We start from the raw sequence: 12,263 nt of genomic DNA on the forward strand, positions 1-12,263 counted from the left end.
TATCGAATAGATAAGTCGATGGTTCACTAACGAGATAAAACTGGTTTATAGGTTACTTAAGATTAAACTAAAATTAAAATAGGAACGTATTATGAAAGAGAGTTATGATTTAGTCGTCATCGGCGGCGGACCTGGTGGTTATGAAGCGGCAATCCGTGCAGGCCAGCTAGGTATGAGCGTCGCTTGTATCGAAAAGCGTGTTTATAAAGGTGAGCCTGCGCTTGGCGGTACTTGCTTAAACGTCGGTTGTATCCCATCAAAAGCCCTACTTGACAGCTCACATCGCTATGAAGCGACCAAGCACGACCTAGCTGAGCATGGTATCAGTACTGGCGACGTTGCTATCGATATCGAGCAAATGATTGCCCGTAAAGAAGGCATTGTAAAGCAGTTGACTGGCGGTGTTGCAGCATTATTAAAAGGCAATGGCGTTGACTGGCTACAAGGCTGGGGCACATTAGAAGATGGCAAGGGCGCTGATAAAAAAGTGAAATTTACCGCCCTTACTGATGATAGTGAAACCATCATCACTGCTAAAAACGTTATCTTAGCAGCCGGTTCAGTACCGATTGATATTCCAGTGGCCAAAACTGACGGCGATCGCATCGTTGATTCTACTGGCGCGCTTGACTTTACTACCGTACCTAAGCGTTTAGGCGTTATTGGTGCTGGCGTTATCGGTCTTGAACTTGGTTCAGTCTGGCGTCGCCTTGGCGCAGAAGTTGTAGTATATGAAGCACTACCTAGCTTCTTGGCTGCTGCTGACAAAGACATCGCTAAAGAAGCGGGCAAGATGCTGAAAAAGCAAGGCCTTGATATCCGTGTCGATACCAAAGTAACCAATGCTGAAGTGAAAGGCGATCAAGTCATCGTTACCAGTGAAGCCAAAGGCGAATCTAGCGAAGAGAGCTTTGATAAGCTGATCGTTTGTGTTGGTCGTCGCGCTTACTCTGAAAAACTACTTGGTGCAGACAGCGGTATTCAATTGACCGAACGCGGTTTGATTGATGTCAACGATCAGTGCAAAACCAATCTTGATGGCGTCTATGCAATCGGTGATTTGGTACGTGGTCCTATGCTTGCGCATAAAGCCATGGAAGAGGGCATGATGGCGGTCGAGCGTATTCATGGCGAAAAAGCACAAGTGAATTACGATACTATCATTAACGTCATTTACACCCATCCAGAAATCGCATGGGTTGGTTTGACTGAGCAAGAAGCAGAGGCTGCTGGTTACGAAGTCAAAACTGGTTCATTTAACCTAGCTGCTAACGGTCGTGCTTTAGCCCAAAGTGAAGCTCAAGGTTCTATCAAAGTGGTTGCTGATGCCAAAACAGATCGTTTGTTAGGTATGCATGCGATTTCTGCTGGTGCAGGCGATATCGTCCATCAGGGTATGATTGCGATGGAATTTGTATCAAGCATCGAAGATTTGCAGTTGATGACATTTGCGCATCCAACGATCTCTGAAGCCGTCCATGAAGCCGCATTGTCAGCAGATGGTCGTGCGATTCACGCCATTCAGCGTAAAAAACGTAAATAATTTTAACCGCTTAAGATGTTTTGTATAAAAATACTTTAAGTGTATTAAATGGTTATTAGATGATGACATGACCATCGCCCTGTTAAAACAGTCGTTTTGAGTTGCTATTTTTAAATGACTATTTAAGTATGGCGTTGGTCTTAAATACCGTAGAACATTCTACAATGTATGGGTTTTCATTTTTTATTAATGGTAAAAATAAAGGATTCAATCAATGAATTTACATGAGTATCAAGCAAAAGAGCTATTGAAAAGCTATGGCTTGCCAATCCAAGAAGGCATCATTGCCCATAATGGCGACGAAGCAGCAGCAGCATTTGATAAAACCCCAACAGATATCGCCGTCATCAAAGCACAGGTTCATGCTGGTGGTCGCGGTAAAGCTGGCGGTGTGAAACTGGTTAAGACTCGTGAAGAAGCTAAGCAAGTAGCAGAAGAGCTTATCGGTAAAAACCTTGTAACTTATCAAACCGATGCCGCTGGTCAGCCAGTTAACTTCGTATTGGTTGCAGAAGATATGTACCCAGTACAAACTGAGCTATATCTTGGCGCTGTTGTTGATCGCTCTTCACGTCGCGTGACGTTTATGGCATCAACTGAAGGCGGTGTTGAGATTGAGAAAGTTGCAGAAGAAACGCCAGAGAAAATTTTTAAAGTAAATATCGATCCATTGGTTGGTTTATTGCCATTCCAAGCGCGTGAAGTGGCGTTTAAATTGGGTCTGGAAGGCAAGCAAATCAATCAGTTCGTTAAATTGATGACTGGTGCTTATCAAGCATTCGTTGAAAACGACATTGATTTACTTGAGATCAACCCATTAGCGGTTCGCGAAAATGGCGAGATCGTTTGTGTTGATGGCAAAATCGGTATCGACTCAAATGCTTTGTATCGTCTACCAAAAATTGCTGCGCTACAAGACAAATCACAAGAGAATGAGCGTGAGCTTAAAGCGGCTGAATTTGACCTAAACTATGTTGCTCTAGAAGGCAATATCGGTTGTATGGTAAACGGTGCCGGTCTTGCAATGGCAACGATGGACATCATCAAATTGTATGGCGGCAAGCCTGCTAACTTCTTGGACGTTGGCGGCGGTGCAACCAAAGATCGCGTTGTTGAAGCATTCAAGATCATTCTTGAAGACAGCAGCGTTGAAGGTGTTTTGATCAACATCTTCGGTGGTATCGTACGTTGTGACATGATTGCAGAAGCCATCATCGCTGCGATCAAAGAAGTTGACGTTAAAGTACCAGTTGTTGTCCGTCTAGAGGGTAACAATGCTGAGCTTGGCGCACAAATTTTAGAAGAATCTGGTCTGAAATTGATCTCAGCTCAAGGTCTATCAGACGCTGCTCAGAAAATTGTTGACGCTGTTAAAGCTTAATTGCTCAAGAGTACAAGGCGCTTGCTGCCATCTTGCCATCGTTAACATTTAGCGTGGCAGGATAGTAAGCGCCGACAAGACAACCGCATACAAGGATAAGATAATGAGTGTATTAATTGATAAAGACACCAAAGTATTGGTGCAAGGTTTTACCGGTAAAAATGGTACGTTCCACTCAGAACAAGCCATCGAATATGGTACGAAAGTTGTTGGCGGCGTAACCCCAGGTAAAGGCGGTCAAACGCACCTAGGTTTGCCAGTATTCAACACCATGTCTGAAGCAATGGCAGCGACCCAAGCAGATGCTTCTGTTATCTATGTACCAGCACCATTTGTACTAGATTCTATCATTGAAGCAATTGACGCTGGTGTGAAGCTGATTGTTGTTATCACTGAAGGCGTACCAACGCTTGATATGCTAAAAGCCAAACGCTACCTTGAAGCAGCAGGCGATGTACGTTTAATCGGCCCTAACTGCCCAGGCGTTATCACCCCAGGTCAGTGCAAAATCGGCATCATGCCAGGTCACATCCATTTGCCAGGTAAAGTGGGTATCATCTCACGCTCTGGTACTTTGACTTATGAAGCCGTTGCTCAAACCACCAAACTTGGTTTTGGTCAATCAACCTGTATCGGTATCGGTGGCGATCCAATCCCTGGTATGAACCAGATTGATGCACTGAAACTGTTCCAAGAAGATCCACAAACTGAAGCAATCATCCTAATCGGTGAAATTGGCGGTACTGCTGAAGAAGAAGCTGCTGCTTATATCAAAGACCATGTCACTAAGCCAGTGGTTGGTTATATCGCTGGTGTAACCGCTCCTGAAGGTAAGCGTATGGGCCATGCTGGCGCTATCATCTCTGGTGGTCAAGGTACTGCTGAAGATAAATTTAAAGCGTTCGAAGCGGCAGGCATTGCTTACACGCGTGACCCATCAAAATTGGGTGAGAAACTAAAAGAAGTAACAGGCTGGTAGTATCAGCAGCTAACTGCTTCTAATACTCAAATGACGTTGAAAAATAATGAAGGCACCCCTACAATGGGGTGTCTTTTTTTGTTTAAAAATAGCTTTGGATATCAATATGAAAAATATTAAAAATAAAATATTAGTGACCGGCGGCGCTGGATATATTGGTTCCCATACTTGTATAGCACTGCATGAGGCAGACTATGATATGGTGGTATATGACAATCTATCCAATAGTAGCCGTGAGGCGATCAATCGCGTATCTACTCTGATTGGACAGCCTATCGACTTTATCGAAGGCGACATTCGTGATGCTGACTCACTCAGGCAAGTGTTTGCCGCCCATCAGTTTTTTGGTGTGATTCATTTCGCTGGCCTAAAAGCGGTTGGTGAGTCTGTGGCTAAGCCCTTGATGTACTATGATAATAACGTGAATGGTACCATTACCTTACTTAAAGTCATGGCTGAACATGAGGTTAGCAATCTGGTCTTCTCTTCATCGGCTACGGTCTATGGCGATCCTGAGGTGTTACCCATTACCGAGGAATCACCGCGCTCTTCTACCAACCCTTATGGACAAAGTAAGCTCACTGTTGAGCATATTTTAGAAGATTTGGCGCTATCAGATAATCGCTGGAGCCTGATTCCTTTAAGGTACTTTAATCCAGTAGGCGCGCACCCCTCTGGACAAATCGGCGAAGACCCCAATGATATCCCCAATAATCTGATGCCTTATATCTCGCAAGTCGCGGTTGGCAAGCTTGATCAATTAAGCATTTTTGGCAATGATTATCCGACCGTCGATGGTACAGGTGTACGTGACTTTATCCATGTCACTGACCTTGCACAGGGTCACGTTGCCGCGCTCAATTATCTAACGCAGCAACAGCAAGGCTTGGGTTTTCTGCCGATCAATTTAGGAACAGGAAAGGGTACTTCGGTGCTAGAATTGCTAACTGCCTTTTCTGCCGTATCTGGTCAGAATATACCTTTTCGATTTGTAGAGCGCAGGGCGGGTGATATTGCCAGTTGTTATGCCAGTGCCGATAAAGCACAAGCGTTATTAGGATGGAAGGCAAGCTTGTCTATTACTGATATGTGTCAAGATACTTGGCATTGGCAGAGCATCAATCCTAATGGTTATAACATCGCTTAGATGGTATAAAAACTATCTTTAAAGCTGCCTTTTACCTCACATTTTTTAATAAAGTTAGAGATTATGAAAAAAATTACTCACGCCGTGATACCTGTTGCAGGCTTTGGCACGCGTATGTTGCCGCTGTCTAAATCGGTACCTAAAGAGCTATTACCGCTTGGCAATCGTCCTGCCATCCATTATGTGGTGGAAGAAGCCATTGCTGCTGGTATCAAACATATTGTCTTGGTTGGACATGCGCAAAAGAGTGCGATTGAAAATTACTTTGATATCAATGCTGAGCTCGATAATCAATTACGGGTTAAAGGTAAAGACGAGCTCGCAGACAGCCTAAACTGGCTACCAGATGATGTGACCGTATCGATGATACGTCAGGGTAAGCCATTGGGCTTAGGTCATGCGGTGCTTGCCGCCCGTCCGATTATTGGTGAGCATGATTTTGCGGTACTGCTGCCAGATGTGGTACTTGATCCTTTTAATGGTGATATGTCTGCTGACAATTTGGCGTTTATGATAGAAGCTTTTGCCAAAGACAGTCATTCACAGATATTGGTCGACAGAGTCGCCGATGAGGATGTGCATAAATACGGTATTGCTCAGTTAAGTCATGCAGGAGATATAGATGACAAAACAGATAAGAATGTCAGCTTTAAAGTGGCAGGTTTTGTAGAAAAGCCAAACCTTACTGATGCGCCTTCCAGACTGGCTGTGGTCGGTCGTTATGTCTTTAGTCATCGTATTTTTGATTATCTGGCCAATACTACAGCGTCGGTGGGCGGTGAGATTCAGCTGACTGACGCCATTGACGCGCTTATTAGTGAATATGGTGTCCATGTGACGACCATGCGTGGTAACAGCTATGACGCTGGTGATATGCGCTCTTATATGCAAGCCTTTATATATTTTGCTCAGCAGCAATTAGCTGATGAAGAGTAGCTGATGAACGATATAAAAGACAATAAAGCCTATAGCAGCGCACGTCATTCTAAATATTGGCAGAAGCTGCAAACATTGGCTGAGTCGAATTGGTCATTGGCTGCCCTGTTTGAGCAAGACGATACGCGCACCCAACGTTTTAGTACAACTGCGGGTACACTATATATGGATTATAGCAAGCAGTGCTTAGACGATGAGGTACTAGAGAACCTCTTACATTTGGCACACAGTTGTGAGTTGTCAGCACGTATTGAGTCTTTATTACAAGGTGCGATGGTAAATACCAGCGAAGAACGTGCTGCTTTGCATACCGCCCTGCGCTTGCCAGCTACTGCAAACTTACAACTTGATAATCAAGATATCGTCGCTGATGTTCACCAAAGCTTGCAGCAAGTTGAACGCTTATCTGAGCGTGTACGCAGTGGGACATGGCGCGGGTTTTCGGGTAAAGCGATTACAGATGTGGTCAATATTGGTGTAGGGGGTTCTGACTTAGGACCGCTGATGGCAACCACTGCCCTTGATGAGTGGGCAGATACCTGTGTTGAGGTCCATTTCGTCTCCAATATGGATGGCACACAGCTAGATAATCTGCTCAAACATCTCAACCCTGAAACCACCTTATTTATTATCTCGTCTAAATCTTTTGGTACCGTTGATACTTTATCGAATGCTAAAACGGCGCTGTCTTGGCTGCTTGCGACCGCCAAGCTGCGTGCGGGTACAGAAGAGAGTGTATTGCGCCGCCATTTTATTGGTATTTCAGCCAATAGTGAAAAAATGAGCGCGTGGGGTATTCATCCTGAGCACCAATTGCAGCTTTGGGAGTGGGTTGGTGGGCGTTTTTCTTTATGGTCAGCGATTGGTCTTGCTATTGCCATTCGTATCGGTATGTCTGGGTTTAAAGCGTTGTTGGCAGGCGCTCATAGTATGGATGAACATTTTGTGCAGGCAGATTTTGCAGAAAACTTGCCCGTGCTGCTAGGTTTGCTTGCTGTGTGGAATAGCACTTTTTTACAGGTAAATGCTCATACGGTATTGCCTTATGATGGGCGCTTAAGCTATTTGCCCAGTTATTTAACCCAGCTTGAGATGGAAAGTAACGGTAAGTCGGTGACCCAACATGGTGAACGTATTGATTATGATACCTGTCCGATTTTATGGGGTGAGATAGGCTCAAACGCCCAGCATGCATTTTATCAGCTGCTGCATCAAGGGACACAGCAGGTCTCTTGTGATTTTATTGCTTGTGTACGCCGCTATAGCGATGCGGCAAAAAGTACCCCGCTTCAACAGCAGCATGAACTGTCGTTAGCCAACTGTTTGGCGCAAAGCCGAGTACTGGCATTTGGTAATGCGGCTATCGCTGAAACAGATAGTCAAGCTGCTTGTCACGCTGATAAATATAAGTACTATCGCGGCAACCAGCCTTCTACTACCTTACTGCTTGATGAGCTTACTCCGCACAGCTTAGGGGCGTTAATTGCGCTTTATGAGCATAAGGTTTATGTGATGGCCAGCATCTGGGATATCAATCCGTTTGACCAGTGGGGCGTTGAGATGGGTAAGCAGATGGCAGAGTCCGTTCATGAGGCGATGCAAAAAGAGGGCGACGCACCAGACGCACCATTTGATACCTCGACCAATCAGCTACTAAAACACATTAAACAGCTGTCTTGATAGCGCTGTTAGGTTGACAATGATTAAAGGTACACTTATGAGCGCTGAGACTATGGATAAAAATATGCCCCAATCTGAACCCAATGCGTTTAACCATTTGGCAAAAAAACCTGCGGTCTGCGTACTGATTGGTCATAGTATTGAGGCGGTGACCAGCGCTGTGGTGCTGGCAAGCCTTGGTCAGCACGTTCATTTATACGCAGACCAAGAGCTATTGGCGCAGCAGCTACAGCAATACGGTTTTGAGCATCATTTGCAAGCATTATGGCAAATGTATACGCAGCAACAGCATATTATTAGTTTTGAGCTGCCAACTACGGCTGATAAGCTAGTCCAGTGCTATGAAGAAGCAAGCCCGCGCGACAGTCTTTTGCTCAAGGAAAATCAGCAAGCTGCTGAAGCAAAAACAGTGGCCCTATATTGGCTATTTTTAGACAGTATCGATGCCGTATGGGTAGAGGATGATTGGCTTACTGCTTTTAATCACAGTCATGAGCAGTCACAACCGCTTATGATGAGTGGTATTAAGCAGCTTGGGGCGATAGAGACATTGTCTCAGCGCTTAAAACGTGCTTGGGTTTATTACTTACCATTTGTATTCTTAAAAGATGGCAGTGCTTATAGCTCGATGTTAAATCCCTCACTATGGCTACTTGGCGAAAAAACGCCCAATAGTAGTCATCATTTGAGTATGCTACAGCCGTTGATGCAGCAGGCACGCGCTACTCATTATGCCAATATCGCGACTATCGAATTTGCTCGTAGTAGCATCATGGCGATGCTGGCAACGCGGGTGAGTTTTATGAATGAGATGTCACGCTTGGCCGATAGTCGACAGGTCGATATTCAACAGGTCAGCCATATCATGGGGCTTGATGAGCGTGTAGGGAGCAGCTACTTACAAGCAGGCTGGGGATTTGGTGGTCATACGTTGCCCGCTGAATTGTCAATGTTACAGCAGTCCAGCCATGAGCAAAGCTTGGCTATGCCGTTATTACAGTCGGTCATCCATATTAATGAAGATCAAAAAGAGCTGATATTTCGCAAGTTTTGGCAGTATTTTGACGGTTTTATCGATAATAAAACCGTTATGATTTGGGGCGGTAGTTATAAGGCAGGCTCAGGGCGCACGGCAGGCTCAGCCATACATCCGCTCTTAGCGCTATTATGGTCTTATAATATTTGCACGCTGGTTTATAGTGATAAAGCCCAGACTGAGCTTGCAGCACTTTATGGACAGCAGCCGCTACTGCAATTGATAGACACGCCTTATCAACAAATTGACAAGGCGCAAGCGCTCTTTATTATCAGCTGGCTTCCAGAGGAGCAACTTAATATAAGCCTCTTAAATCAGCAAGCCATACCTGTATTCGATGCACAAAATATCTTAACCAGTGTACAAATTGATAGCCTAGTCGGTGCTTACATGGGGATTGGCCGCGCTAAATGATGGCGCTATAAAACAGTGATAAAAAAGCGCCAGTGGATATGTTTATTCACTGGCGCTTTTTATAAGGAAGCTAGTGAGTTTAACCAAAATAAAGCTTTAAGCGGGTACAGCCCCTTGAGTTGCAAGCCATTGTTGAATAGCTGCTATTTTGGTGGCTAATAGTGCAGCGTCACCGCGACTTTCAATATTTAATCGTATCAATGGTTCGGTATTTGAGGCGCGCAGGTTAAAGCGCCATTCGCCAAAGTTTAAACTCAAACCATCGAGCATTGATTTGGTTGGGTTTTCGGTACTAAATTTCTCTTCAATCGCCTTGATAATCGTCTGCGCGTCATGGGTGGTCAGATGAAAATTCAGCTCACCTGAGCTTGGATAGGCTGCAATATAACCGCTGACCAGTTCTGACAAGGTTTTACCGGTAATCGATAATAACTCAATGGTTAAGAGCCAAGGAATCATGCCGCTATCGCAATAGAAAAAATCGCGAAAATAGTGATGTGCTGACATCTCGCCACCATATACCGCACCCGAATCACGCATGACTTGTTTGATAAATGAGTGGCCAGATTTGCTAATCACTGCCTTGCCATTGTACTCATGAATGACAGCTTCAGTATTATAAATTACCCGTGGATCATAGACGATGGACTCCGCTGGATATTTATTTAAAAACGCCTGCGCCAGCATGCCAACGACATAGCTACCATCGATAAATTCGCCCTCTTCATCAAATAAGAAACAGCGATCAAAATCGCCATCAAAGGCAATACCAAGGTCGGCTTTATGTGCTAACACCGCTTGCTGGGTGGCAACTCTATTAGCTTTAATCATCGGATTGGGAATACCGTTTGGAAAACTGCCATCCGGTGTATGATGTAATTTAATCACTTCAATGGGTGCGCCAGCTTGTACAAGCTTATCGATTAATAAATCAACCACTGGACCTGCGCTGCCGTTACCTGAATTAATAACCAGCTTAAGCGGTTTTAATTTAGCGGTATCGACAAAGGTCATGACGTGGTCGATATAGGCGCTTTTATCCGTTAGCAGCTGTAACTTGCCTGATGCGTTGTCAGCGATAAACTGCCCAGATTCCGCCAATGCCTGAATTTCTGCCAAACCATCATCGGCGCTAATCGGTTTTGAGTGCTCTTTGACCAATTTTAGACCATTATAATTGATCGGATTATGGCTGGCGGTGACTTCGATACCGCCTAACGCTTGATAATGACTGGTAGCAAAATACACCTCTTCTGTCCCTGTCATGCCCAAATCAATCACATCGACGCCAGCATCTAGCATACCTTTGATGGTAGCTTGTTTTAACTGCTCACTTGAATGACGAATATCGCTACCAATTACGATAGCTGGTTTTAAGTTTGTCAGTTCGGCTGTGGCATCTGCACTGCTATAACGCTGAAATAAAATTTGCGCAAAAGCACGGCCGATACGGTAAGCGATGGCTTCATCGAGATTGACCCCAAGCTCGCCGCGGATATCATAAGCTTTGAATGAATCGATAGTGATGGGATGAAATTCAGTCGCTGGCTGATAGCCAACAGTCGCAGAAGTAGACATAACAATAAAGTTCCTTGCGCATGGGTATTGAAAAAGTATTGAGGAATAATAGGATTATAAGTCAGTTGTGCATCAATGATACACTAACTGCTAAATGAGTAGGCCGCAGATATGTCGCTTCGTTATACGATACGGCGATTCTCTAACCCCATTCTTTAACCCAATGAGCGATAAAAAATATAAGAGTATGTTTTATGAGTGCCCTAGAAAATAACGTTAAAGCGCCAACACCAGTACAAGGTACACCCGCTGCCAGTGGAGAATTAAACGATTTATTGGCATTGATGGCGCGACTGCGTAGCGATTGCCCTTGGGATAAAAAACAAAGCAATCATAGCCTCATTCCGTATGCGATTGAAGAAGGTTATGAGCTTGGCGAAGCGGTACAAAGTGATGATGACGAAGACATCAAAGGCGAGCTTGGTGATGTATTACTTCAAGTGGTTTTTCATTGTCAGATGTATGCTGAGCAAGGGCGCTTTGATATCAGTGACGTCATTACTACCTTACAAGAAAAGCTGATTCGCCGGCATCCGCATGTATTTGAAGCAGAAACGCTACAAGATGAAGCTGCGGTAAAAGAGCGCTGGGATGAGATTAAGGTAGAGGAGGAGCAAGCGCGCGCCGCACGGGGCAAACCACAGCGTCGTTTGGACAATATCAAGGCGGGTAGTGCGCTGATGCAAGCGCAGGATGTACAAAAACAGGCGTCAAAATTGGGTTTTGATTGGGACGGCATCAGCGGTGCCTTTGATAAACTCGATGAGGAAATTGCCGAGCTAAAAAGTGAGCTGATAGATAAACCCCAAGTTGAAATCAAAGCCAATATCAAAGAGATTGAAAAAGAGCTTGGCGATTGCATGTTTGCGCTGGTTAATGTCGCGCGTAAATTAAACCTCGATGCCGAAACTGCGACGTTGACCTGTGTGCATAAATTTAAATCGCGCTTTGGCTATATTGAAGAGCAGTTAGCTGCCGCTGGCAAGCGTTTAGAAGACAGCGATATTCATGAGATGGATAGATTATGGGAAGCGGCAAAACAACATGAACGCGAATAATAAAAGCCGGTTTATTAAATGGCCGTCTACTAATTTACTTAAAAATGCCGCCGTTTTTTTAGTAGGCATAGCTTCTATTATGGCTATGCTATCTCATCCTGTCTTTGCCGCCCCATGTTTTGATAACCCCCAAAGTGCTTATAATTATCTCTTAACACAAGAAACAGCACAAAGCCAAGCACGCAATCAGTCGATGATTAATATCAATCGGGCGACCGAAGCCGAGCTGGTGACATTGGACGGTGTTGGCAGCAGTAAAGCGCAAGCGATTATTTTATATCGTGAGATGTTTGGCGGCTTTAAGAGCATTGATGAACTAACCAAGGTCAAAGACATTGGGGCAAAAACCATCGAGAAGAATCGCCAGCGTTTAAGCGTGCAAGATTAATCACAGTAGCAATCAGGATATTTTGTATTAATTAAGCCCAATATTGACAAAATAGCATGTAAGTAAATGTCATAACACACCCACCATGGTCAAAATTTGTTAAACTAGCAGGTACATCCGCCT

Annotated in this window: 10 protein-coding genes; 9 read left to right on the forward strand and 1 reads right to left on the reverse strand. The window is 44.5% G+C overall.

Annotation, left to right across the window (positions count from 1 at the left end; all coding sequences use genetic code 11):
- The first annotated feature begins 91 nt into the window (after positions 1-91).
- From lpdA to ABYU67_RS01555, 7 genes are all read left to right on the forward strand, one after another.
- Positions 92-1,543 (forward strand): dihydrolipoyl dehydrogenase, encoded by a 1,452-nt coding sequence (gene lpdA / locus ABYU67_RS01525; RefSeq protein ID WP_372843236.1) that lies wholly within the window; start codon positions 92-94, stop codon positions 1,541-1,543.
- Positions 1,544-1,757: 214 nt separating this feature from the next.
- Complete coding sequence (gene sucC, locus ABYU67_RS01530) at positions 1,758-2,924, forward strand: ADP-forming succinate--CoA ligase subunit beta (RefSeq protein ID WP_372843237.1); 1,167 nt, start codon at positions 1,758-1,760, stop codon at positions 2,922-2,924.
- Positions 2,925-3,027: 103 nt separating this feature from the next.
- Positions 3,028-3,903, forward strand: a complete 876-nt coding sequence (sucD, locus tag ABYU67_RS01535) for a succinate--CoA ligase subunit alpha (protein WP_372843238.1) — start codon at positions 3,028-3,030, stop codon at positions 3,901-3,903.
- A gap of 106 nt (positions 3,904-4,009) precedes the next feature.
- On the forward strand, positions 4,010-5,050 hold the full coding sequence (gene galE, locus ABYU67_RS01540; protein WP_372843239.1) for a UDP-glucose 4-epimerase GalE: 1,041 nt from the start codon (positions 4,010-4,012) through the stop codon (positions 5,048-5,050).
- A 63-nt stretch (positions 5,051-5,113) separates the two neighbouring features.
- Positions 5,114-5,986, forward strand: a complete 873-nt coding sequence (locus tag ABYU67_RS01545) for a UTP--glucose-1-phosphate uridylyltransferase (RefSeq protein ID WP_372843240.1) — start codon at positions 5,114-5,116, stop codon at positions 5,984-5,986.
- Between the two features lie 3 nt (positions 5,987-5,989).
- The gene (gene pgi, locus ABYU67_RS01550) at positions 5,990-7,666 is read left to right on the forward strand and encodes a glucose-6-phosphate isomerase (RefSeq protein ID WP_372843241.1); all 1,677 of its coding nucleotides are present in this window, start codon (positions 5,990-5,992) and stop codon (positions 7,664-7,666) included.
- 37 nt (positions 7,667-7,703) lie between these two features.
- Positions 7,704-9,116 carry a UDP-glucose/GDP-mannose dehydrogenase family protein gene (locus tag ABYU67_RS01555; protein ID WP_372843242.1) on the forward strand — a complete coding sequence of 471 codons (1,413 nt, stop codon included), beginning with the start codon at positions 7,704-7,706 and terminating at the stop codon, positions 9,114-9,116.
- 96 nt (positions 9,117-9,212) lie between these two features.
- Here ABYU67_RS01555 and ABYU67_RS01560 read toward each other — a convergent pair whose 3' ends face one another.
- Positions 9,213-10,694 carry a phosphomannomutase CpsG gene (locus ABYU67_RS01560; protein WP_372843243.1) on the reverse strand — a complete coding sequence of 494 codons (1,482 nt, stop codon included), beginning with the start codon at positions 10,692-10,694 and terminating at the stop codon, positions 9,213-9,215.
- Positions 10,695-10,888: 194 nt separating this feature from the next.
- Here ABYU67_RS01560 and mazG point away from each other — a divergent pair, with 194 nt between their 5' ends.
- Both mazG and ABYU67_RS01570 read left to right on the forward strand, forming a co-directional pair.
- Positions 10,889-11,752: a nucleoside triphosphate pyrophosphohydrolase gene (gene mazG, locus ABYU67_RS01565; RefSeq protein ID WP_372843244.1), complete on the forward strand. Its 864-nt coding sequence runs from the start codon at positions 10,889-10,891 to the stop codon at positions 11,750-11,752.
- Between the two features lie 79 nt (positions 11,753-11,831).
- Positions 11,832-12,140 carry a ComEA family DNA-binding protein gene (locus tag ABYU67_RS01570; protein WP_372843245.1) on the forward strand — a complete coding sequence of 103 codons (309 nt, stop codon included), beginning with the start codon at positions 11,832-11,834 and terminating at the stop codon, positions 12,138-12,140.
- Positions 12,141-12,263 lie beyond the last annotated feature (123 nt).

Source organism: Psychrobacter sp., from assembly GCF_041554015.1.
GTDB lineage: Bacteria > Pseudomonadota > Gammaproteobacteria > Pseudomonadales > Moraxellaceae > Psychrobacter.

Excerpts from the sequence above, each read along its gene's own strand:
- ABYU67_RS01560 (WP_372843243.1), bottom strand. The coding sequence starts at position 10,694 with ATGTCTACTTCTGCGACTGTTGGCTATCAGCCAGCGACTGAATTTCAT.
- sucC (WP_372843237.1), top strand. The coding sequence starts at position 1,758 with ATGAATTTACATGAGTATCAAGCAAAAGAGCTATTGAAAAGCTATGGC.
- pgi (WP_372843241.1), top strand. The coding sequence starts at position 5,990 with ATGAACGATATAAAAGACAATAAAGCCTATAGCAGCGCACGTCATTCT.
- lpdA (WP_372843236.1), top strand. The coding sequence starts at position 92 with ATGAAAGAGAGTTATGATTTAGTCGTCATCGGCGGCGGACCTGGTGGT.
- galE (WP_372843239.1), top strand. The coding sequence starts at position 4,010 with ATGAAAAATATTAAAAATAAAATATTAGTGACCGGCGGCGCTGGATAT.
- ABYU67_RS01570 (WP_372843245.1), top strand. The coding sequence starts at position 11,832 with ATGGCTATGCTATCTCATCCTGTCTTTGCCGCCCCATGTTTTGATAAC.
- mazG (WP_372843244.1), top strand. The coding sequence starts at position 10,889 with ATGAGTGCCCTAGAAAATAACGTTAAAGCGCCAACACCAGTACAAGGT.
- sucD (WP_372843238.1), top strand. The coding sequence starts at position 3,028 with ATGAGTGTATTAATTGATAAAGACACCAAAGTATTGGTGCAAGGTTTT.
- ABYU67_RS01545 (WP_372843240.1), top strand. The coding sequence starts at position 5,114 with ATGAAAAAAATTACTCACGCCGTGATACCTGTTGCAGGCTTTGGCACG.
- ABYU67_RS01555 (WP_372843242.1), top strand. The coding sequence starts at position 7,704 with ATGAGCGCTGAGACTATGGATAAAAATATGCCCCAATCTGAACCCAAT.